Annotated in this window: 20 protein-coding genes; 10 read left to right on the top strand and 10 right to left on the bottom strand. The window is 67.1% G+C overall.

Annotated elements, in window-relative coordinates; all coding sequences use genetic code 11:
* Positions 1–7 precede the first annotated feature (7 nt).
* Genes I8J34_RS18695 through I8J34_RS18685 form a run of 3 tightly spaced genes read right to left on the bottom strand, consistent with a single transcriptional unit; the run spans position 8 to position 3,197 of the window.
* Positions 8–1,219 (bottom strand): ABC transporter permease, encoded by a 1,212-nt coding sequence (locus I8J34_RS18695; protein WP_214363150.1) that lies wholly within the window; start codon positions 1,217–1,219, stop codon positions 8–10.
* Positions 1,220–1,226: 7 nt separating this feature from the next.
* Positions 1,227–2,465, bottom strand: a complete 1,239-nt coding sequence (locus I8J34_RS18690) for an ABC transporter permease (protein ID WP_230411908.1) — start codon at positions 2,463–2,465, stop codon at positions 1,227–1,229.
* A 21-nt stretch (positions 2,466–2,486) separates the two neighbouring features.
* On the bottom strand, positions 2,487–3,197 hold the full coding sequence (locus I8J34_RS18685) for a class I SAM-dependent methyltransferase (protein WP_214363148.1): 711 nt from the start codon (positions 3,195–3,197) through the stop codon (positions 2,487–2,489).
* A gap of 362 nt (positions 3,198–3,559) precedes the next feature.
* On the opposite strand from I8J34_RS18685, the gene pepA reads away from it, so the two are divergent.
* On the top strand, positions 3,560–4,339 hold the full coding sequence (gene pepA / locus I8J34_RS18680; RefSeq protein ID WP_214363147.1) for a flocculation-associated PEP-CTERM protein PepA: 780 nt from the start codon (positions 3,560–3,562) through the stop codon (positions 4,337–4,339).
* A gap of 169 nt (positions 4,340–4,508) precedes the next feature.
* Complete coding sequence (locus tag I8J34_RS18675) at positions 4,509–5,381, top strand: ThiF family adenylyltransferase (protein ID WP_214363146.1); 873 nt, start codon at positions 4,509–4,511, stop codon at positions 5,379–5,381.
* Between the two features lie 5 nt (positions 5,382–5,386).
* Here the strand turns inward: I8J34_RS18675 and proB are convergent, their stop codons facing one another.
* The 5 genes from proB to I8J34_RS18650 form a co-directional block, all read right to left on the bottom strand.
* Positions 5,387–6,502, bottom strand: coding sequence for a glutamate 5-kinase (proB, locus tag I8J34_RS18670; protein ID WP_214363145.1), 1,116 nt, complete (start codon positions 6,500–6,502; stop codon positions 5,387–5,389).
* Entirely contained in the window at positions 6,499–7,593 is a 1,095-nt protein-coding gene (gene cgtA / locus I8J34_RS18665; RefSeq protein ID WP_214363144.1) for an Obg family GTPase CgtA, read from the bottom strand. The genes proB and cgtA overlap by 4 nt, the downstream gene beginning before the upstream one ends.
* Positions 7,594–7,716: 123 nt before the next feature.
* Entirely contained in the window at positions 7,717–7,980 is a 264-nt protein-coding gene (gene rpmA / locus I8J34_RS18660) for a 50S ribosomal protein L27 (protein WP_214363143.1), read from the bottom strand.
* Between the two features lie 15 nt (positions 7,981–7,995).
* Positions 7,996–8,307: a 50S ribosomal protein L21 gene (gene rplU, locus I8J34_RS18655; RefSeq protein ID WP_214363142.1), complete on the bottom strand. Its 312-nt coding sequence runs from the start codon at positions 8,305–8,307 to the stop codon at positions 7,996–7,998.
* 65 nt (positions 8,308–8,372) lie between these two features.
* The gene (locus I8J34_RS18650; protein ID WP_214363141.1) at positions 8,373–10,085 is read right to left on the bottom strand and encodes a SulP family inorganic anion transporter; all 1,713 of its coding nucleotides are present in this window, start codon (positions 10,083–10,085) and stop codon (positions 8,373–8,375) included.
* A gap of 185 nt (positions 10,086–10,270) precedes the next feature.
* Here I8J34_RS18650 and I8J34_RS18645 point away from each other — a divergent pair, with 185 nt between their 5' ends.
* From I8J34_RS18645 to glcF, 4 genes are read left to right on the top strand one after another with little or no spacing between them, the layout of a single operon-like run.
* Positions 10,271–11,032, top strand: coding sequence for a FadR/GntR family transcriptional regulator (locus I8J34_RS18645; RefSeq protein ID WP_214363140.1), 762 nt, complete (start codon positions 10,271–10,273; stop codon positions 11,030–11,032).
* Complete coding sequence (locus tag I8J34_RS18640; protein WP_214363139.1) at positions 11,029–12,543, top strand: FAD-linked oxidase C-terminal domain-containing protein; 1,515 nt, start codon at positions 11,029–11,031, stop codon at positions 12,541–12,543. Before I8J34_RS18645 ends, I8J34_RS18640 begins: the two co-directional genes overlap by 4 nt.
* Before the next feature lie 31 nt (positions 12,544–12,574).
* Positions 12,575–13,639: a glycolate oxidase subunit GlcE gene (glcE, locus tag I8J34_RS18635; protein WP_214363138.1), complete on the top strand. Its 1,065-nt coding sequence runs from the start codon at positions 12,575–12,577 to the stop codon at positions 13,637–13,639.
* A 3-nt stretch (positions 13,640–13,642) separates the two neighbouring features.
* A complete protein-coding gene (glcF, locus tag I8J34_RS18630) occupies positions 13,643–14,881 on the top strand; it encodes a glycolate oxidase subunit GlcF (RefSeq protein WP_214363137.1) in 1,239 nt (412 codons plus the stop codon).
* A gap of 185 nt (positions 14,882–15,066) precedes the next feature.
* Here glcF and I8J34_RS18625 read toward each other — a convergent pair whose 3' ends face one another.
* Entirely contained in the window at positions 15,067–15,507 is a 441-nt protein-coding gene (locus tag I8J34_RS18625; protein WP_214363136.1) for a MaoC family dehydratase, read from the bottom strand.
* Positions 15,508–15,632: 125 nt separating this feature from the next.
* Here I8J34_RS18625 and I8J34_RS18620 point away from each other — a divergent pair, with 125 nt between their 5' ends.
* Positions 15,633–16,412, top strand: a complete 780-nt coding sequence (locus I8J34_RS18620; protein ID WP_214363193.1) for a PP2C family protein-serine/threonine phosphatase — start codon at positions 15,633–15,635, stop codon at positions 16,410–16,412.
* A gap of 12 nt (positions 16,413–16,424) precedes the next feature.
* On the opposite strand, the gene corA is transcribed toward I8J34_RS18620, so the two are convergent.
* On the bottom strand, positions 16,425–17,510 hold the full coding sequence (corA, locus tag I8J34_RS18615; protein WP_214363135.1) for a magnesium/cobalt transporter CorA: 1,086 nt from the start codon (positions 17,508–17,510) through the stop codon (positions 16,425–16,427).
* Positions 17,511–17,760: 250 nt separating this feature from the next.
* Between corA and I8J34_RS18610 the strand changes: the two genes are divergently transcribed.
* The 3 genes from I8J34_RS18610 to I8J34_RS18600 are packed head-to-tail and all read left to right on the top strand — an operon-like array spanning position 17,761 to position 20,570.
* Positions 17,761–18,885, top strand: coding sequence for an NAD(P) transhydrogenase subunit alpha (locus tag I8J34_RS18610; protein WP_214363134.1), 1,125 nt, complete (start codon positions 17,761–17,763; stop codon positions 18,883–18,885).
* A gap of 15 nt (positions 18,886–18,900) precedes the next feature.
* The gene (locus I8J34_RS18605) at positions 18,901–19,200 is read left to right on the top strand and encodes an NAD(P) transhydrogenase subunit alpha part 2 (RefSeq protein ID WP_144177954.1); all 300 of its coding nucleotides are present in this window, start codon (positions 18,901–18,903) and stop codon (positions 19,198–19,200) included.
* A complete protein-coding gene (locus I8J34_RS18600; protein ID WP_214363133.1) occupies positions 19,197–20,570 on the top strand; it encodes an NAD(P)(+) transhydrogenase (Re/Si-specific) subunit beta in 1,374 nt (457 codons plus the stop codon). Before I8J34_RS18605 ends, I8J34_RS18600 begins: the two co-directional genes overlap by 4 nt.
* Positions 20,571–20,745: the final 175 nt, after the last annotated feature.

Below are 20,745 nucleotides of genomic sequence, written 5' to 3'. Positions count from 1 at the left end.
TCCTTTCCTAGACGCTCTGGCGCAGCGCATCGACCACAGGAATGCGCGATACCCGGTAGGCCGGAATGAGGGCGGCGAGCACGCAGGCGACCAGTCCGATGGCGGCGGCGGCAGAGATGGTGACAGGATCGGTCTTGATGTAGGCGGTATAGCCCAGGTTGGCATTCGGCGGCGGGGGCATGGGGATGCCGGCGGACGAGATGAGCTGGGCCAGCAGCAGACCGAGGACGATGCCGGCAAGCGCGCCGGCAATGCCGATGAGCGTGCTTTCGAGCACCACCAGCTGGACGATGGCGCGTCGCCGGGTGCCCATGGCGCGCATCGTGCCGAACTCGGCCGTGCGCTCGAACACGCTGGTATTGACCGAGTTGCTGACGCTGAGCACCACCATGAACAGGATGATCAGCTTCAGGAAGCCGAACTGGTTTTCGTAGAGCGCCACGGTCTTGTCGTAGAAATCGGTGAGCTGGTCCCAGCGGCGCACATCGACGCTCTCGCCGCTCAGCGACTGGGACAGCGCACTGTGCACCGGGCGGGTATCGGCCGTGCTGTCGAGCGAGAGCACCACGACGTTGGGCGCGGTGTCGCCGAGCGCCCCCTGCAGGGCGGTGAGATGCACCCGCACCGCGCGATCGTCGAAGTCCTTGGAAAAGGACTGGAAAACGCCGACGACCTCCAGGTCCAGGCTGTCCAGTGCGCCGCCGGCGCGGCTCAGCAGCAAGGTGACCGAGTCGCCGGGTTTGAGCGCCAGTGCCCGGGCGACGCCGTCGCCGACCAGCACGCCGAAGCGGTCGGCATCGGTGAGCTGGCGCCCCGCGACGATGCGCATCAGCGTCCCGAGTGCGTTTTCCTTGTCGGGCTCCACACCCTCGCCGACGATCGGCCAGTCGCTGCGGCCATTGTTGAGCAAGCCGCTGAAGTGCGAGCGCTGCAGCACCGCCGATACGCCGCGCAGGCCTGTCGCTTCGCTCACCACCACGCCGGCGTTGGCCAGGCGGTAGCGGTCGGGGGCGCGGGAGCCTTCGTCGAAGTAGCCGCGCTGGGCGATCTGGATGTGCCCCAGCTGGGAGTGGATCAGCGCTTCGGCCAGTTGGTCGTAGACATCGCGGATGAAGCCGCCGCTCAGGATCAGCGCCACCACGCCGCAGGTGACCGAGGCCATGGTGATGGCCATCCTGAGTTTGTGTCGAAGAACATTACGCAGGGCGAGAGTCAGCATGGTCGGTTCAGGTCCCGGTGCGCAGTGCGTCGACGATGGTCATGCGCGAGGCGCGGTAAGCCGGGTAGAGGCTGGCGAGGAAGGTCGTGCCCAGGGCCAGTGCCACCGCCTGCAGGGCGGCGCCGGGCGTGACGAGGATGCCGGCGCGGAAGCTGAAGGCCATGCCGGGGCCGGGTGGCATGGGGATGCCCACGGCCGAGATGGCCATCGCCAGTGCACCGCCGATGACCACCCCGGCCACGGCGCCGACCAGCCCGACCAGCAGGCCTTCGATCAGGAAGTTCAGCAGGATGCGGCCGCGGGGCACCCCCAGCGCCATGGCGGTGCCGATCTCCCGGGTGCGCTCGAGCACCGCCATCATCATGGAGTTGGAGATGCTCAGCACGATGATCGCGGCGATGATCAGATGCACCATCGCCACTTGCTTGGAGAACAGCGCCGCGGTCTTGCGATAGAAGTCGGCCAGGTCGTACCAGGGCACGGTCTCGAACTGTGTGCCGAGGGCCTGACGCAGCCGGCCGAGTTCGGCGTCGGTGGCGGCGGTCTCGTCGAGCACGACGGCCAGGGCATGCACGCCGCTGGCCTGGGCGAGGCGTTGCGCGGTGCTCAGCGGCACGCGCAGCGCGGCGTCGTCGTAGGCCTTGGTGATGCTGGAAAAAATTCCGACAACGTCCACCTCGACGGCAGACACGCCGCCGCGCCGGGTACTGCTCATCAGCACGATGCGGTCACCCGGGCGGGCGCCGAGATTGGCCGCCAGGCCCTTGCCCAGCATCACCGCCGCGTCGTCGTCTCCCGACAGGGCGCGCCCCGCCTCGATACGGATCGAGCGGCTCAGCGTTGCCTCAGCCGCCGGATCGACCCCCTCGCCGATGAACGAGAGCGTCTGCTCGCCGATGCTGGCCAGGCCGTTGAAGGACAGCCGCGGTGCGACGGCGACGATGTGCTCGGCGCGCAGGGCGGCCGGCAGCTGGCCGCCGGCGGGCGAGAACAGGAAATCGTGCGGCCGGGCGTGGCCTTCGTCGAGATAGCCGGGCAGATGGATGCGAATGTGTCCGAGCTGCGAGTGGATGGTGGCTTCGCGCCCGAAGCGCAGGTTCCAGTCGATGAAGCCACCGGCCAGGATCAGCGAGATGACGCCGAAGGCGACGGCCAGCAAGGCCATCAGCGTGCGGCGGGTTTGCCGGAAGACGCTCTTGCCGGCAGTGCTCGCCGTCGTGGCGAAGGCCTGGACCCAGGGGCTCACGCGATGCTCCGTCATGCCGTGTCAGACCGCCTCTGTCGCCTGGGCGGCGGTTTCAGGCTTGCGCGCCAGGACGTTGTAGCAATTGCCCGAGACCGAATCCTCAACGATCTCGAAGCCCGCGGCGACGATGCGCGCGCGAATGTCCGATTGCTCGTAGGGCGTATACAGAATGCCCTTGCGGATGCCCCAGTCGTTGATGCGCTGGGCGATCGTGCGGAAGGGCTGGATCCCCCGCGGATACAGCAGGACGTTGGCGGCGAAGGTGCCGCCCGGCTTGAGCACGCGGACAATGTCGCGCAAGGCACCGTCGACATCGGGCAGGCAGTGGATGGAGTTGGCGATGTTGGCGGTGTCGAAGCGATTGTCTTCAAACGGCATCTCGGCCGCGTCGGCATGCTCGAATTCCATGTCGGGCCGCTTGTCGAAGCGGCGAATCGCACCGGCCAGCATGGACTCGGCATAGTCGATGCCGGTGATCTTGACGGCAGGCAGGCGCTTGAATGCGCGCCATTTGAGGATCAGGTCCAGCAGCGTGCCCGTGCCGCAAGCCACTTCGAGGTGATCCGGGCCGAAGTTCGGGCCGAAAAAGCGCAGTTGGCTGGTGAGGGTGCTGTTGTAAGCGAAGGTCAGGATGAAGAAGCCGCGCACGTCGTACCACCAGGGCTCCGACACATAGGCGGCCGCGATCTCCTCGCGGGACTTCTTTTTCGCTGGGGATTGAGAGGTCACCATGGTCAGTCTCCTGATGCGTGTACTCGGCGGGTCGATGCGTGAAATCACTGCGGTAGCGCCCGGTGCGGGCGCCGCGCCCTATAGGTTAGCGGACAGAATGCATGGTGACTGAAGTCTTGTCACCTTCCCGTGCGGGGTGCGGCTTTCCGCCGGGTCGAGCGTGAGCAGCTGGGCTTGACCGGCGGGGCGCAACGCGCCGCCGGGAAGCGTGTCGGGAGACTTTACAGTGGGTCGGATCGGCGGCGGAGGGTGGGTGATAAATCCCATGAAAATCAATGCATAAGAGTTTCTGGCACGGCGCATGCTCCATTGGTGCTGAGGCTGATTGTCAGCCCAGAGCTTTGATCCCTGAGGAGATTCTGATGACCAAGCTGATGAGTAAGACCCTGGCCGCAGCCGCACTCGCCGCCAGTCTGGGTTTCGCCAGCACCCAAGCAAGCGCCGCTTTCCTGGACTTTACCGTCGATGAAGGCAGCGTGCCGGGCGCCGGCGCAAACATGTTCACCGCCGACAAACTGAACGGTGCCTACGCCGAGAAGATCACCTTCGACGGTTTGGGTGGGTTCTCGACCACGGCATACGCCACGATGGGCCAAGTGCTGAGCAACGATGGGACGACCGACATCTCCGCCACGACCCAACTGGGTACCGGCGTCTATAAGATGTACGCCATCTTCAGTTCTTCCGGCAACGTTGCTCCGAGCGGCCCGGGCTTCGCGTTCACGGGTGCCTCCGGCAGCTTCTCGCTGTATATCGATCCGTCGAACGACACCACCTTCACCCTCGGCGCGGATGGTACGGTTCTGCCGACGGTGACCGACGCCGCTGCGGACGATTACCTGATCGCTTCGACCGCGACCCTGACCTCGGCTAACGGCTTCCTGCTGACCGGTGTGGGTGGCTTCTTCGATCTGGTGTTCGACGACTTCCTGCTGACGGCAGCGGGTAGCGCCTACTTCGTCGATCCGAACCCGTTCCACATGCGCACCAACGTGGATGGCGACTTCGACAACTTCGCCGTGTCCGGTACGCAGACCGTCACCGGTGACGTGAGCGCCGTGTTCATCCCCGAGCCGGGCAGCCTGGCCCTGCTGGGTGTGGCCATGGCCGGTCTGGGTGCCAGCCTGCGCCGTCGCAAGTAATTCGCAAGCTGCACCGAAAAACCCCCGATTCGTCGGGGGTTTTTTTCGTCCACCGCAGCGTGCGGTAGACAAGCTCTTCTGACACAGCCTGCGATGCGCTAAGGTGTCGGATGCTATAACCATGAGTCATCCAAGGGTTTTGGGGGCTCCGGCAAAGAGTGTGTCGCACATGGACAGATCCGCGTTTGACTATTCGATCGCATTTTCGCGCAGTATCGGCTGGGTCACGGCTGACGAGCAGGTGCGCCTGAAGGGTGCGCGCGTGGCCATCGCCGGCATGGGCGGGGTGGGCGGTGCGCACTTGCTCACCTTGTGCCGCATGGGCATCGGCCGGTTTTCGCTGGCCGATTTCGATACCTTCGAACTGCATAATTTCAATCGCCAGGTGGGCGCCAATATGGCCACCATCGGGCGGGAGAAGGCGGCGGTGCTGGCCGAGATGGCCCTGAGCATCAATCCGGAGCTGGATCTGCGGCATTTCGCCGAGCCGGTGACGGAGAGCAATATCGATGCCTTTCTCGAGGGCGTGGACGTGTATGTCGACGCCCTCGACTTCTTCGCCCTGCCGGCAAGAAGGCTGGTGTTCGAGGCCTGCTATCGCAAGGGCATTCCCGCCCTGACGGCGGCACCCTTGGGCATGGGGGTGGCGTTCCTGAGGTTCTCGCCCGGCGGCATGTCTTTCGAGTCGTATTTCCGGCTCGAGGGGCATTCGGAGGGGGAGCAGTACGCCCGCTTCATTGCGGGTTTGTCGCCGGCCATGCTTCAACGGCCCTATCTGGTCGAGCCTGCGGCCGTCAATTTTGCCGAGCATCGCGGCCCGTCCACCGGCATGGCCTGCGAGCTGTGCGCCGGGGTCATGGGGGTCGAGGTGTTGAAGGATGTGCTGGGGCGGGGCGAGCGACTCAGCGCGCCGCGCGCCTTCCAGTTCGACGCCTATCGCCAGCGCTACATGCGGACATGGCGTCCGTTCGGCAACGCCAATCCGCTGCAGCGACTGCTGGTGGCGCTGATCCGCCCGCGCTTGGGCTTGCCGTCAGACTAGCCGGTTCAGAGGGTGACCAGGTTGTCCCGGTGGATCGCCTCCGGCTCGCACACGTAGCCCAGCGTTGCCTCGATGGCACTCGATGGCTTGCGCAGCAGCTTCCGCGCTTCGGCGCTGGAGTAGCTGCTCAGCCCGCGCGCCACTGCGTCGCCGGTTTCCAGCAGGCAGGCGACGGCCGCGCCGCGCTCGAAATTGCCCCTGACCTCGACGATACCGACCGGTAGCAGGCTCTTGCCCGAGCGCATGGCGGCGGCCGCGCCGGCATCGATGACATAGGCGCCGGCAACCTGCAGATGGTCGGCGAGCCACTGCTTGCGCGCCTGCAGGGGGGTGCTGGAGGCATACAGCAAGGTGCCCAGCGCTTCGCCCGCGGCGACCTTGAGCAGGGCGTCCGGGATGCGGCCGCCGGCGATCAGGGTGTGTGCGCCGCTGCGTGCGGCGCGCTGGGCGGCCTTGATCTTGGTGAGCATGCCGCCCTTGCTGATGCCGCTGCCGGCGCCGCCGGCCATTTTTTCGTAGCGCAGGTCTTCGGCCTGCCCCTCCAAGATCAGGGAGGCCGTCGGGTCCTTGCGCGGGTCAGCCGAGAACAGGCCGTCCTGGTCGGTCAGGATCACCAGGGCATCGGCTTCGATCAGGTTGGCCACCAGCGCGCCCAGGGTGTCGTTGTCGCCGAACTTGATCTCGTCGGTGACCACCGTGTCGTTCTCGTTGATGATCGGGATCACCCCGAGCTTGAGCAGGGTGGTGATGGTCGAGCGGGCGTTGAGGTAGCGCTTGCGGTCGGACAGATCCTCGTGCGTGAGCAGGATCTGCGCCGTGTGCAGGCCGTGGCGCGAGAAGGCGTCCTGGTAGGCCTGGGCCAGCCCCATCTGCCCCACGGCGGCGGCGGCCTGCAGCTTGTGCATTTCATGCGGGCGCCGGGTCCAGCCCAGGCGCTGCATGCCGGCGGCGATGGCGCCGGAGGACACCAGCGCGATTTCCCGCCCCTGCGCGCTCAACTGGGCGATCTGACGCGCCCAGTCGGCTAGCGCGGTATGGTCCAGGCCGGCACCGTTGTTGGTCACCAGTGCGCTGCCGACCTTGGCGACCAGGCGCTTGGCGTCGCGAATCTTGCTTCTCATGAGGCGAGCGGATCGTAGGGTTTGGGTTGCTCGGGGTCGGCGGGTTCGGCCACGGTGCCGTCGGCGGCGGGCGGCGGCGGGCGATGGGCGTCGAGGTGGTCCTGGATCGCGCGCACCACGGTCTGGCAGCCGTCGCCGGTGAGGGCGCTGATGGTGAAAAATCGTTCGACGTCGCCATAACCCGACAGGAAGGCGTCGATGCGCGCCTGGCGCTCGTCTTCGGGGATCAGGTCGAGCTTGTTGAGCAGCACCCAGCGCGGTTTGTCGAACAGTTCGGGGTCGTAGCGGCGCAACTCGTCGACGATGGCGTGCGCATCACGTACCGGATCGGCGTTCTCGTCGAAGGGCGCCAGATCGACCAGATGCAGCAGCACATGGGTGCGTGCCAGGTGTTTGAGGAAGCGGTGACCCAGGCCGGCGCCTTCGGCCGCGCCTTCGATCAGGCCGGGGATGTCGGCAATCACGAAGCTGCGGTTCTCGTCGGTACGTACCACGCCGAGGTTCGGATGCAGCGTGGTGAAGGGGTAATCGGCCACCTTGGGTTTGGCCGCCGACACGGCGCGGATGAAGGTGGACTTGCCGGCATTGGGCAGACCGAGCAGACCGACGTCGGCCAGCACCTTCAGCTCAAGATGCAGATTGCGACGCTCGCCTTCCTGGCCCAGGGTGCGGATGCGCGGCGCGCGGTTCACGCTCGACTTGAAGTGGATGTTGCCCCAGCCGCCGTTGCCGCCCTTGGCGATGCGCACGCGCTTGCCATGCACATCGAGGTCGGCGAGGCGCTCGCCGGTCTCTTCATCGACGATGACGGTGCCGACCGGCATGCGCAGCACGATGTCGTCGCCGCCCTTGCCGTAGCGGTCCTTGCCGGCACCGTTTTCGCCCCGCGGCGCGCGGAAGCAGCGCTTGTAGCGGAAGTCGATGAGGGTGTTGAGGTTGCAGTCGGCCTCGGCCCAGATGCTGCCGCCCTTGCCGCCGTCGCCGCCGTCCGGCCCGCCCTTGGGAATGAACTTCTCGCGGCGGAAAGAGCACGCGCCGTTGCCGCCGTCGCCGGCGATGATCTCTATGCGCGCTTCGTCAAAAAACTTCATCTGCGTGTGCCTTGGCGCCCGTTTCGCCGGCCGGTGCCGGGCGAAAGTCAGGGATGCCCAAAAGAAAAGAGCCCTACCGGTAGGATAGGGCTCTCAGATACTGCCTGTCAGGCGGCCGAGAGATTACTCGGCAACCGGAACGATGCTGACGGTGCGGCGCTTCTTGGGGCCTTTCACCGAGAACTGCACCGTGCCGTCCTTGAGGGCGAACAGGGTGTGGTCCTTGCCCATGCCGACGTTCTCGCCAGCGTGGTACTCGGTGCCGCGCTGGCGCACGATGATGTTGCCAGCCGGGATGAGTTGGCCGCCATAGCGCTTGACGCCCAGGCGTTTCGATTCTGAGTCGCGACCGTTCCGGGAACTGCCGCCGGCTTTTTTATGTGCCATGACGTAATCTCCTGATTAGGCCGAAATCGCCTCGATGCGAAGTTCGGTGTAGTTCTGACGGTGGCCTTGATGCTTGATGTAATGCTTGCGACGACGCATCTTGAAAATCTTGACCTTGTCGTGACGTCCTTGCGAAAGCACGGTGGCTTTCACGGTGGCACCTTCAATCACGGGCGTGCCGATTTTCACCGACTCGCCTTCGCCGACCATCAGAATCTGGTCGAGTGTGATTTCCGAGCCCACGTCTGCCGGCATCTGTTCTACTTTGATCTTTTGGCCGGCAGACACGCGATACTGCTTGCCCCCGGTTTTTATGACCGCATACATGGTGTAGCTCCAGTTAATCGGAATTGCGCGAAAACCCAGCATTTTATGAGCGAGCCGTTGTTTTGTCAAAGATTTTCTGGCGGGTCGGCGAGTGGCGCGAGCGCGTCGATGGCCTGGCGTTCGTGGCGGTAGACGGCGTGAGGGGCGATGTCGGCCCACAGGCGGTCGCGTTCGAGCACATCGATGACCTGTTTCTTCAGCCCGCAAAAGGCCAGCTGCTGGCCGTGAGCGGCCAGATTGGCCGCTTCCCGCCGCACCGCTTCCAGGCCGGTGGCGTCGATGGCGTTGATGCCCGCGGCGGAGATGAGCACCACGCGCACATCCGGCTGCGCAGTGCGCGCCCAGTTGACCGCTTCGCGAAAGCGCGCGGCGTTGACGAAATGCAGCGGGCCGTCGAAACGCAGCACCACCAGGTGCGGGTGCGGATGGGGCAAGCCGAAGCGTTCCAGGTCGCGATGCGTGCCGTCTTCATGCAGACCGAGCAGGGCGATGCGCGGCTTCATGCTGCGCCAGATCAGCAGCGCCAGCGACAGCAGCAGTCCGGTCAGGATGCCGTTCTGGATGTTCGGCGCAAATGCCAACGTGGCGACAAACGTGGCGCCGGCAGCGAGGCCGTCGTCCGGGTCGATGCGCCAGACCCGCAGCAGCGATGCCGGCTTGAACAGACGGCCGACCGCATCGAGGATGACGGCTGCGAGCACTGCCAGCGGCAGATGGTGGAGCCATTGGCCCAGTGAGAAGGCGGCCACCACCACCGTCGCCGCACTGATCAGTGCCGCCATGCCGGTGCGCGCGCCGTTGGCCAGGGCGAGGGCCGAGCGCGAAAACGAGGCGCTGGTCGGCAAGGTGCCGGCGCCCGCGGCGGCCAGCTTGGCCAGCCCCTGGCCGATCAGCTCCTGGTTTTCGTTCCATGGCTCGCCGGTTTTTTCCGAGATGAGCTTGGCGCTGGAGGCTGCCTCCAGAAAGCTCACCATGGCCAGCACGAAGGCCGCCGGCAGCAGGCCGGTGAGCAGATGCCATTCGGGGAGAGGGGGCAGGTGCAGGCTTGGCCGCAGCGGCGGCAGCACGCCGACGACGGCCCCGCCGCCGGCCTCGAAATCGGTGGCGGCGGACAGCGCCGTGCAGGCCATCACCACCACCAGCACGCCCGGCAGGCGCGGCACCAGGCGGCGCAGCGCGATCAGCGCGATCAGCGCGCCCAGCCCCATGGCCAGCGTCGCCAGATGCGGCGCCATCAGGGCCTCGGCGATGCGGTTGGCCTCGTCGACCAGTTGCGGCGCGCGCGGGCCGCTGGCGCCGAGCAGGGCGGGCAGTTGCGAGAAGCAGATGAGCAGCGCCGCTGCATTGATGAAGGCGGTGAACACCGGCTGCGACAGCAGGTTGAGCACCCAGCCCTGGCGCAGCAGGCCCAGGCCCAGTTGCATCAGGCCGGCGAGCAGGCCGAGGGTCACGGCGAGGGCCAGGTAGGCGTCGCTGCCCATGGCCGCCAGCGGCGCCACGCTGGCGGCGGTGAGCATGCCGGTGAGCGCCACGGGGCCGGTGGATAGTTGCACGCAGCTGCCGAACAGGGTGCCGATCACCGCGGGCAGCATGGCGGCGTAGAGGCCGTAGTGCGCCGGAAAGCCGGCCAGCTGGGCGTAGGCGAGGGCCTGGGGGAGGGTCACCAGGGCGACGCTGAGCCCGGCCAGCAGGTCGGCGCGCAGTGCCTCGCGGTTCAGTGCACTGCGCCAGCGCAGGAAGGGGAGCAGCCGTTCGAGGCGACGGGGCGGCTCGGTCATCGGGGCAGCGCCTTGTGGAGGGAGCCGGTGGCAGACCGGCGATGCGGCACCATGTTAGCAAATCCTGTTGGCGCGCCCTTGTCCGAATCCCAAGGATGGCGGGCGTACGGGTTTTTCCGGGGCTGGTCAACGGGGCGTGTGCGGCGTATGCTTCGGCAAAAGTTGTCTGACAAGCAGATCAATCCATGCCCCAGATCGCCCGCCTGACCCGTCCCTCGCAGTTGAGCGAGACCGTCTCCAAGACCATCGAGCAATGGATCGCGGACGGCGTGCTGGCGCCCGGCGTCAAGCTGCCGACCGAGAAGACGCTGTCGGCCGAGTTCGGCGTGTCGCGGGCGGTGGTGCGTGAGGCCATCTCGCGCCTCAAGGCCGAGGGCTATGTGGCCTCGCGCCAGGGCGCCGGCGCCTTTGTCGAGGCGCGCCCCGGGCAGGCGAGCTTCCGCCTGGCGGACGATGTGGATGCGGCCGATCCGGCGGCGATGGTGCATGTCTTCGAGCTGCGCTACATCGTCGAGACGGCAGCTGCGGCGCTGGCCGCGCGGCGGCACTCGGCGCCGGATCTGGCGCGCATGCGCGAGGCCTTGCAGCGCATGGATCAGGCGGTGGCGGCGTGCGCCGACGGCGCCCAGGCCGACGACGATTTCCATGTGGCGATTGCGGCGGCGACCGGCAACCCGGCGCTGCAGCGCTTCATCCGCTTCATGGGCCATCAGTTTTTCGACTCGCGTGTGCCGACCTGGAGCGCGCAGGGGCATGCGGCCGGGCGGGCCGCCGCTGCCCAGGCGGGGCATCAGCGCATGTTCGAGGCGATCGCCGCCGGCGATGCGGCCGGTGCGCGCGAGGCGGCGCGACAACACATGGTCGAGGCCGCGCGGCGCCTCGGCATCGACACCAAGGATTGGGATCCGGCGCCGCAGGCGCCCTGGGAAGAGGAGGCTCTGCCATGACGGCGGACACGGCATCGTTACCTGAAAACGCCCTGCGCGAGGTGGATTACTCGCAGGTGGATGTGGCACGCCTGATCGCCGAGTTGCGCGCGGTGCTGCCGCCCGTTGCGCTGCTCTACGACAGCGAAGACATGCGGCCCTACGAATGCGACGGCCTGAGCATCTACCGGCAGGTGCCGCTGGCGGTGGCGCTGCCCGGCACCGAGGCCGAGGTGGCCGCGGTGCTCAAGATCTGCCATGCGGCCGGCGTGCCGGTGGTGGCTCGCGGTGCCGGCACGGGCCTGTCGGGCGGCGCCCTGCCGCATGCGCACGGCGTGTTGCTGTCGCTGGCGCGCATGAACCGCATCGTCGCCATCGACCCGGTGGCGCGCACGGCGGTGGTGCAGCCCGGTGTGCGCAACCTGCGCATCTCCGAAGAGGCGGCGGCGCACGGGCTGTACTACGCGCCCGACCCGTCCTCGCAGATCGCCTGTTCGATCGGCGGCAACGTGGCCGAGAACGCCGGCGGCGTACATTGCCTCAAGTACGGCCTGACGGTGCACAACGTGATGCGGGTGCGCGGGGTGACCATCGCGGGCGAGGTGGTCGAGATCGGCAACCATGCGCTGGACGCGCCGGGCTACGACCTGCTGGCGCTGATGCACGGCTCGGAGGGCATGCTGGCGGTGGTCACCGAGATCACCGTCAAACTCACCCCCAAGCCACTGTTTGCGCAGTGCGTGCTGGCCGCTTTCGACGATGTGATCAAGGCCGGCGACGCGGTGGCGGCGGTGATTGCCGCCGGCATCATCCCGGCCGGGCTGGAGATGATGGACCAGCCGGCCACCGAGGCGGTCGAGGCCTTCGTGCATGCCGGTTATCCGCTCGATGCCGCGGCCATCCTTCTGTGCGAGTCGGACGGCACGCCCGAAGAGGTCGAGGAGGAGATCGCCCGCGTGCGCGCGGTGCTCGAAACGCATGGCGCCACCGAGATCCGCGTCTCGCGCGACGAGGCCGAGCGCCTGCGCTTCTGGGCCGGGCGCAAGGCCGCCTTCCCGGCCGCCGGGCGCATCTCCGCCGACTACTACTGCATGGACGGCACCATCCCGCGCAAGCGGCTGGGCGAGATGCTGACCGCCATCCAGGGCATGGAATCCACCTACGGCCTGCGCTGCATCAACGTCTTCCATGCCGGCGACGGCAACCTGCATCCGCTGGTCCTGTTCGATGCCAACGTGCCCGGCGAGCTCGAGCGGGCCGAGGCATTCGGTGCGGCGATCCTCGACCTGTCGGTGGATCTGGGCGGCACCATCACCGGCGAGCATGGCGTGGGGATCGAGAAGATCAATCAGATGTGCCGGCAGTTCAGCGTGCCCGAGCGGCAGACCTTCTTCCGCCTGAAGGCGGCCTTCGATCCGAAGGGGCTGCTCAACCCGGGCAAGGCGATCCCGTCGATGAACCGCTGCGCCGAGTTCGGGCGCATGCATGTACAGGGCGGCCAGGTGCCGCATCCGGAAATCGAGCGTTTCTGATGCCGATGGACACGCAAGGATGAGGCAAGACATGACGGACATTGAACAGGCATGGGCCGGGCAGATCCGCGAGGCCGCGGCGCACAAGACGCCGCTGCGCATCCGTGGCGGCGGTACCAAGGATTTCTACGGCCAGTCGCTGGACGGCACGGTGCTCGACACCCGCGCGCATCGCGGCGTGATCAGCTACGAGCCGACCGAGCTGGTGGTCAAGGTGCGCGCCGGCACGCCGCTGGCCGAGCTGGAGGCCGCGCTGGCGGCCGAAGGGCAGATGCTCGGCTTCGAGCCGCCGCATTTCGGCGACGGGGCGACGGTCGGGGGCTGCGTGGCCGCCGGTCTGTCCGGCCCGCGCCGGGCCACGGCCGGCGCGGTGCGCGATTTCGTGCTGGGCGTGACGCTGCTCGACGGTCGCGGCGAGCGCCTGCATTTCGGCGGCGAGGTGATGAAGAACGTCGCCGGCTACGACGTGGCGCGGCTGATGACCGGTAGCCTCGGCACGCTGGGCCTGCTGCTCGACGTGTCGATCAAGGTGCTGCCGCTGCCGGTGGCCGAGGCCACGCTGCGCTTCGAGATGGGCGCCGACGAGGCGGTGGCGCAGATGAACCGCTGGGGCGGCCAGCCCTTGCCGGTGTCCGCCACCAGCTGGATTGCCGGTGTGCTGACGCTGCGACTGTCGGGTGCCGAGGCAGCGGTGGTGGCGGCTTGCCAGCGCTTGGGGGGCGAGCGCCTGGACGACGAGCGTGCCCGAGCGCACTGGCAGGGGCTGCGCGAACACAGCCACGGCTTCTTCGGTGGCGATGCGCCGCTGTGGCGCCTGTCGGTGCCATCGGTGGCCGGGCCCATCGGCCTGGCCGGCTCGCAGTTGATCGAGTGGGGCGGCGCCCAGCGCTGGGTGCGCACCGAGCAGGACGCGGCCAGCATCCGCGCGCGGGCCGAGGCGCTCGGCGGGCATGCCACGCTGTTCCGTGCCGCCGACAAGGCTGCCGGCGTCTTCCAGCCGCTGGTGCCGACCCTGCGCGGCATTCACCAGCGCCTCAAGCACAGCTTCGATCCGGCAGGCATCTTCAGCCCCGGCCGGCTCTACGAGGGACTCTGAGCCATGCAGACACAACTGGCCGATTTCATCAAGGACACCGAGGCCGGCCGTGAGGCCGATGCCATCCTGCGCAACTGTGTGCATTGTGGTTTCTGTACCGCCACCTGTCCCACCTATCAACTGCTGGGCGATGAGCTCGACGGCCCGCGCGGGCGCATCTATCTGATGAAGCAGATGCTCGAAGGCCAGCCGGTGACCGAGAAGACCCGCCTGCACCTCGACCGCTGCCTGACCTGTCGTGCCTGCGAAACCACCTGTCCGTCGGGCGTGGCCTACGGCCGGCTGGTGGACCTGGGGCGGGTCATCGTCGAGCAGAAGGTGCCGCGTACTGGCGCCGACCGGGCCGTGCGCTGGCTGCTGCGCGAGTTCGTGCCGCGGCCACGGCTGTTCGGCGCGGCGATGGCCATGGGCCGCCTGGCCCGTCCGCTGCTGCCCAAGGTGCTGGCCGACAAGGTGCCGGTGGCGACGCCGGCCGGTCGCTGGCCCGAGGCGCGCCATGCACGCAAGATGCTGTCGCTGGCCGGCTGCGCCCAGCCGGCCATGGCGCCGTCGATCAATGCCGCCACGGCACGGGTGCTCGACGCGGTCGGCATCTCGCTGGTCCAGCTCGGCGGCACCGGTTGCTGCGGCGCGGTGCGCCATCACCTCAACGACCACGTCGGCGGCAAGGACGACGCCCGCCGCAACATCGACACCTGGTGGCCGATGATCGAGGCGGGCGAGATCGAGGCGATCGTCATGACCGCGTCGGGCTGCGGGGTGCAGGTCAAGGATTACGGCTATTTCCTGGCCGACGATGCGGCCTATGCGGCCAAGGCGGCACGGGTCTCCGAGCTCACCCGCGATGTGGCCGAAGTGGTGGCTGGCGAGCTGGACGCGTTGCGTGCCCGCCTGCCCGCGCCGCCGGCCGCGCTCACGCCGCTGGCTTTCCATGCGCCGTGCACGCTGCAGCATGGCTTGAAGATCAAGGGCAAGGTGGAGGCCATCATGGCCGCCGCGGGCTATGCGCCCACGCCGGTCAAGGACGCGCACCTGTGCTGCGGCTCGGCCGGCACCTACTCGCTGTTGCAGCCCGAGCTGTCGAAGACGCTGCGCGACAACAAGCTGGCGGCGCTCGAAGCCGGCGGCGCGGGCTGTATCGCCTCGGCCAACATCGGCTGCATCACGCACCTGCAAAGCGGCACCGAGACCCCGGTGCGCCACTGGGTGGAACTGGTCGACGCGCGACTGATCGCCGGCTGAGCCTTGCGGGCGGGCGTGACTTTTTTCACGCTCGCTCGCGTAATCGATCTCAAGGTGTCGCCGCCCATGTCGTCAACGCCGGATATGGGAAGCGTCTCGTTATTGGTTTCGGCCGTCTATTGCCCTCGTCCGGGTAGCCTCGCATGTCTGCCCGCCGGCTTTCGCTGACGGTCCGGCGGCCGGACTCAGTCCCGGTTGTTGCCGATCAGCATGCTCGCCTCGGCTTCGGCCACCACTTCGTCGTCCTGGTTGGCGCACACGCCAGCCAGCACGACGATGCCTGCGTCGTGATGGGGTTTCGGCGTCAGCGCGGTGACCGTCCAGCGGATCGTCAGCGTGTCACCGGCGCGCACCGGCGCCTTGAAGCGCGAGGTGTGCTCCAGGTAGGCATGGGCGGTGCCGTGGAACAGCATGCCCAGCGCTGCCGCCATGAACGAGGTGGTCAGGTAGCCGTGGGCAATGCGCCCGCCGAAGCGGCTGCCCTCGGCCATGCGCTGATTGACGTGCAGGGGGTTGAAGTCGCCGAACAGGCCGGCACCGAGCACCAGGTGGGTTTCGGTGAGGGTCATGCTGCTGTCGAAACAGGTGCCGACCGATATTTCGTTGAATCCGCGTCCAAGTTGCATGCCTTACGCCTTCCGTTGGATGTCAGCCGGGAGGTGAAACGTTACCATGCGCGTTCGTCGCCAAGCGATCCAACAATAACGAGGCCCAACGCGGCCCCTCAACTGACTCTGAGCAGCACATGTCTATGGCACTGAAGGTTGAAACCTGCGTCGCCCGCCACCAGGGCGATCGCGTCGAGCAACAGGACCGCGTGGCGATTTTCGGTCATCCCGAGCGTGCCGGCATGCTGATGGCGGTACTCGCCGACGGCATGGGTGGGCACACCGGCGGGGCGATGGCGGCCGAGCAGGTGCTGCTCAAGGCGCGGCAGAATTTCGAAGCCTTTGCGCCCAAGGAAGAGACGCCGGAGATGCTGCTGTCGGGCATCGTCCAGGAGAGCCACCTGGTGATCAAGCTGACCCGCTTCACCAGCGAACAGGATCCGCACAGCACGGCAGTGGCCTTCCTGCTGCAGCCCGATCGTGCCGACTGGGTGCATTGCGGCGATTCGCGCTTCTACCACTACCGCGGCGACCAGCTGGTGTACCGCAGCGCCGACCATTCGCTGGTCGGCGAACTGCAGCGCAAGGGGCGCCTCAACGAGGCCTCGGCGCTGACCCATCCGCACCGCAACGTGTTGCTGTCCTGCCTGGGCAGCGAGCGCGAGCCGCGGGTGGAGCTGGGGGGCGTGGCGCCGCTGATCGGCGGCGACAACTTCCTGCTGTGCTCGGACGGGGTCTGGGCCTATTTCGCCGACCACGAGATCGGCGCCATCCTGGCCACCATGAGCGCCCGCGATGCCTGCCAGGCGCTGATCTCCACCGCGCGCGAGCGGGCCCGGGGCGAGGGCGACAACCTGTCGCTGGCCGTGGTGCGCCTGGTCGACGTGGCGCCGGCCGTGTCGCCCTCGAGCCCCCTGCACTGAACCGCGCCGGCCTCAGTCCGGCGCGTCGGCCTTGAGCCATTTGCGCCGCCAGAAAATGGCGGCCAGCACGGTGGCGGTACTGGCCATCAGGCCGATGGCCAGCCAAAAGCCATCCGAGATGTCGCGCCACGGCATGTCCTGGAAGTTCATGCCGAAAATGCCGGCGATCAGAGACGCGGGCAGGAACAGCGTGGTGAGCACCGCCAGGATGCGTACCTCGAGGTTGAGCCGGTTGCTGACGCTCGACAGGTAGATTTCCAGCGCCCCGCCGAGCACGTCGCGCTGGCTCTCGAGTGCCTCCTGGATATGCATGGTGTGGTCCAGCACATCGCGCAGATAGGGGCGAACCTCGTCGCTGAAAAAGCGCGTGTCGGCCCGGTTGAGCGTCATCAGCACATCACGCAGCGGGGTGATGGCGCGCCGCAGGGTCTGGACCTCGCGGCGCAGACCGGTGATGGTGCGCAGCACGGCCGGTGTGGGGTGCGACAGCACGGCTTCCTCGACCGGCTCCGCCGCGGCGTCCAGGCTGTCGATCACCAGAAAGTAGCGATCCACCACGCTGTCGATCAGCGCATGGACCAGATGGTCGATGGGCTTGCGGCGCAGTGGCGTGCCGGCGGCGCGCAGGCGCTCGCGCACCGGTTCGAAGACGCCGGTCGAGCGCTCCTGGAACGACAGCACGAAATCGCCGCCGATGACCAGGCAAATCTGGTCGGACTCCAGCGACTGACTGGCCGCATCCCAGGCATACAGGCGCATCACGCAGAACAACACCTCGCCGTAGTCCTCGATCTTCGAGCGCTGTTGGGTATTGAGGATGTCCTCGAGGATCAGCGGGTGCAGCCGGTAGTGCTTGCCGAGGCTGCCGAGCAGCGCCGCATCGCGCAGACCGCGCACGTCGAGCCAGGTATGGGCATGGAGGGCAAGGCCGGTCGGGTCGAAGCGATCGGCACTCAGACGCTTTTCGCTGAGGTGCTCGGCGTCGTAGCTGAAGGCGGTGAGGGTGGTGGCCGCACTGTGGATTTCGCCCACATGGACCAGCGTGCCGGGCGGCAGGCCGGCTTTGCGGCTATGCGATGCGGGGCGTTTCTTTTTCATGCTCGGATCCTCACGGGCAGTGGATCGCCATCGGCGCGCGACACGATGCTCCGAATCGCCATCCGCTGCCCCTGTCTGCCGGCGGGGCGTGTTACGGTGGCGATCACAGGTTTTACCCTGCCGGGCGATTCAGTATGATGGTTGCCACGGGGAGTAGTCGCCCATCATGCCGGCCCGATGCGGGGAGACGTGCCGCAGCAGAAGATGACCACCCGCAGGTTTGATATCAACTGCATACAGGGAGTGTTACATGCCACTGGTGATAGGTGTACCGGCGGAAACGACGCCCGGGGAGCGAAGGCTCTCGGTCGTGCCGGACGTGGTCAAGAAGTATCTCGCGCTGGGCGCACAGGTCGTGATGCAGAAGGCGGCCGGCATGCCGGCGCATTTTCGCGACGAGGCGTTCGAGTCGGTCACATGGGTCGATGAGGATGTCGACGTCTGCGCAGAGGCCGATATCCTGCTCGGCGTTCAGCCGCCGTCGCTCAAGCGCATCGGCAAGCTCAAGCCCGGTGCCGTGGTGCTCGGTTTCCTGCAGCCGTGGTCCGACGCCAAGCGTGTCGAGCGGCTGATGGAGCGCAACATCACCTCGTTCGCGCTGGAGTTGCTGCCACGCATCAGCCGCTCGCAGAGCATGGACGGGCTGTCCTCGCAGGCGGCGGTCGCCGGCTACGAGTGTGCGCTGATCGCCGCCGACCATTCGCCCAAGTTCTTCCCCATGCTCACCTACGCGGCCGGCACCATCCGCCCAGCCAAGGTGCTGGTCATCGGCGCCGGCGTGGCCGGCCTGCAGGCGATTGCCACGGCGCGGCGTATCGGCGCCATGGTCGAGGCCTACGACGTGCGCCCCGAAACCCGTGAGCAGGTCGAGTCGCTCGGCGCCAAGTTCGTGGACACCGGCGTGTCGGCGGCGGGCCTGGGCGGTTATGCGCGCGAGCTGACCGACGAAGAGAAGGCCAAGCAGGCCGAGAAGCTGGCCAAGGCGGTATCGCAGTGCGACGCGCTGATCACGACCGCGGCGATCCCCGGCAAGAAAGCGCCGGTGATCATCACCGCGGCCATGGTGGCCGGCATGAAGCCGGGCGCCGTAGTGGTCGACATGGCCGCCGAGAGCGGCGGCAACGTCGAAGGTACGGTGGCGGGCGAGAAGACCTGGGTCAATGACGTGCTGATCGTCGGCCCGACCCACATCACCAGCCGCATGCCGGTGCATGCCTCGGAGATGTACGCCAAGAACCTGTTCAACTTCATCAGCCCCTTCATCAAGGACGGGGCGCTGGCGATGGACTGGGACGACGAAGTGCTGGCCGGATGCTGCCTGACCCACGAAGGTCAGCTGCGTCACGCCGGCGTCAAGCAGATTCTCGGCCTGTAACCGGAGGGTACGATCATGGAAGGCATTGTCTATCTGTACGTTTTCGTGCTGGCGGCATTCACCGGTTACGAAGTGATTTCGCGTGTGCCGGTGATCCTGCACACCCCGCTGATGTCCGGCTCCAACTTCATCCACGGCGTGGTGCTGATCGGCGCCATGGTGGTGATGGGGCACGCCGATCCGGACAGCCCCCTGCAACTGACGCTCGGCTTCTTCGCCGTGCTGCTCGGCGCGGCCAACGCCGCCGGTGGCTATGTGGTGACCGAACGCATGCTCGCCATGTTCAAGGCGGGCAAGAAGAAGGGGGCTGAATGATGAAGGGCTTCATTGATGTGTCCTATGTCGTCGTGGCCGTGGTGTTCATCCTCGGCCTGAAGGCGATGAGTTCGCCGGCGACCGCCCGTAAAGGCATCGTCTGGGCCGGTTGGGCGATGATCGCCGCCACCCTTGTCACGCTGTTCTGGCCGGGCATGCAGAACTTCGCGCTGATGATCGTTGCCATGGTCATCGGCGGCTCACTGGCCTGGTGGTCGGGCAAGAACGTGGCCATGACCGACATGCCGCAGATGGTCGCCATCTACAACGGCATGGGCGGCGGTGCGGCAGCGGCGATTGCCGCGGTGGAGTTCGCCCGCGGCGAAATGCATGGCGGCATGGTGGCCTTTCTGGCGGTGCTCGGCGCGCTGATCGGCTCGGTGGCTTTCTCCGGCTCCTGCGTGGCTTACGCCAAGCTGCAGGGGATCATGAAGAAGGCCTATCGCTTCCCCGCGCAGAACCAGCTCAACATCGGTCTGGCCGCCGTGGTCGCCATTCTCGGCCTGGCCATCGCCACCGCCGAGCATCCGGGCGGCTGGGCGATCGTGCTGTTCTTCGTGCTGTCGCTGGCCCTCGGCGTCATCGTCACCAGCCCGATCGGCGGTGCCGACATGCCGGTGGTGATCTCGCTGCTCAACGCCTTCACCGGCCTGGCGGTCGGCTTCGAAGGCTATGTGCTGGGCAATCCGGCGCTGGTGGTGGCGGGTATCGTGGTTGGCGCCTCGGGCACCTTGCTCACCCAGTTGATGGCCAAGGCCATGAACCGGCCGATCACCAACGTGCTGTTCACGCCGATGACCGGCGAGGCGCAGGAAGGCGAGGCGATCGAGGGCAGCATGCGCGAAATGGGCGCGCTCGATGCGGCCGCCACCATGCGTTACGCCAACAAGGTCATCATCGTGCCGGGCTACGGCATGGCGGTGGCCGGGGCGCAGCACAAGGTGTGGGAGATGAGCCAGCTGCTCGAAGAGGCGGGCGTCGAAGTGGTGTTCGCGATCCACCCGGTGGCCGGGCGCATGCCGGGGCACATGAACGTGCTGCTGGCCGAAGCCGGCGTGCCCTACGACAAGATCTTCGACCTGGAAGAGATCAACAGCGAGTTCGCCCTGTCGGACGTGGCGCTGGTGATCGGCGCCAACGACGTGGTCAACCCCACGGCGCGCACCGACAAGTCGAGCCCGATCTACGGCATGCCGATTCTCAATGCCGATCAGGCGCAGAGCGTGATCGTCATCAAGCGCGGCAAGGGCGCGGGCTACTCGGGCATCGAGAATGCGCTGTTCTACAAGGACAACTGCCGCATGCTCTACGGCTCGGCGCAGCAGGCGGTGGGCGAGATCATCGCCCATGTGAAGTCGATGGACGCCTGAGGCCGCAGCGCTCAGGCAAACGCAGCGCCGCCCTTCGGGGCGGCGTTGTCGTTGTGCGCCCAGCATGGGCGCACTCCTGCGGGTGCGAGTCCCGCCGTAAGTTGATCACAGCGAACGAAGTGAAGCGCAACTGCGTGAGGGCGACCGAGCGTGGGGAGGAAGCGTGGAGCGTAAA

The sequence above is a fragment of the Denitromonas iodatirespirans genome (assembly GCF_018524365.1).
Classification (GTDB): Bacteria; Pseudomonadota; Gammaproteobacteria; order Burkholderiales; family Rhodocyclaceae; genus Nitrogeniibacter; species Nitrogeniibacter iodatirespirans.
Note: the sequence above shows the minus strand (reverse complement) of the source record. Positions and strands in the feature narration are given on the sequence as shown.

Bases quoted from the DNA above. Each gene is read 5' to 3' on its own strand.
- I8J34_RS18620 (WP_214363193.1), top strand. From the start codon at position 15,633: ATGGCACTGAAGGTTGAAACCTGCGTCGCCCGCCACCAGGGCGATCGC.
- glcF (WP_214363137.1), top strand. From the start codon at position 13,643: ATGCAGACACAACTGGCCGATTTCATCAAGGACACCGAGGCCGGCCGT.
- I8J34_RS18625 (WP_214363136.1), bottom strand. From the start codon at position 15,507: ATGCAACTTGGACGCGGATTCAACGAAATATCGGTCGGCACCTGTTTC.
- glcE (WP_214363138.1), top strand. From the start codon at position 12,575: ATGACGGACATTGAACAGGCATGGGCCGGGCAGATCCGCGAGGCCGCG.
- pepA (WP_214363147.1), top strand. From the start codon at position 3,560: ATGACCAAGCTGATGAGTAAGACCCTGGCCGCAGCCGCACTCGCCGCC.
- I8J34_RS18600 (WP_214363133.1), top strand. From the start codon at position 19,197: ATGATGAAGGGCTTCATTGATGTGTCCTATGTCGTCGTGGCCGTGGTG.
- I8J34_RS18675 (WP_214363146.1), top strand. From the start codon at position 4,509: ATGGACAGATCCGCGTTTGACTATTCGATCGCATTTTCGCGCAGTATC.
- I8J34_RS18650 (WP_214363141.1), bottom strand. From the start codon at position 10,085: ATGACCGAGCCGCCCCGTCGCCTCGAACGGCTGCTCCCCTTCCTGCGC.
- I8J34_RS18640 (WP_214363139.1), top strand. From the start codon at position 11,029: ATGACGGCGGACACGGCATCGTTACCTGAAAACGCCCTGCGCGAGGTG.
- proB (WP_214363145.1), bottom strand. From the start codon at position 6,502: ATGAGAAGCAAGATTCGCGACGCCAAGCGCCTGGTCGCCAAGGTCGGC.
- I8J34_RS18645 (WP_214363140.1), top strand. From the start codon at position 10,271: ATGCCCCAGATCGCCCGCCTGACCCGTCCCTCGCAGTTGAGCGAGACC.
- corA (WP_214363135.1), bottom strand. From the start codon at position 17,510: ATGAAAAAGAAACGCCCCGCATCGCATAGCCGCAAAGCCGGCCTGCCG.
- I8J34_RS18610 (WP_214363134.1), top strand. From the start codon at position 17,761: ATGCCACTGGTGATAGGTGTACCGGCGGAAACGACGCCCGGGGAGCGA.
- rpmA (WP_214363143.1), bottom strand. From the start codon at position 7,980: ATGGCACATAAAAAAGCCGGCGGCAGTTCCCGGAACGGTCGCGACTCA.
- rplU (WP_214363142.1), bottom strand. From the start codon at position 8,307: ATGTATGCGGTCATAAAAACCGGGGGCAAGCAGTATCGCGTGTCTGCC.
- cgtA (WP_214363144.1), bottom strand. From the start codon at position 7,593: ATGAAGTTTTTTGACGAAGCGCGCATAGAGATCATCGCCGGCGACGGC.
- I8J34_RS18605 (WP_144177954.1), top strand. From the start codon at position 18,901: ATGGAAGGCATTGTCTATCTGTACGTTTTCGTGCTGGCGGCATTCACC.
- I8J34_RS18685 (WP_214363148.1), bottom strand. From the start codon at position 3,197: ATGGTGACCTCTCAATCCCCAGCGAAAAAGAAGTCCCGCGAGGAGATC.
- I8J34_RS18695 (WP_214363150.1), bottom strand. From the start codon at position 1,219: ATGCTGACTCTCGCCCTGCGTAATGTTCTTCGACACAAACTCAGGATG.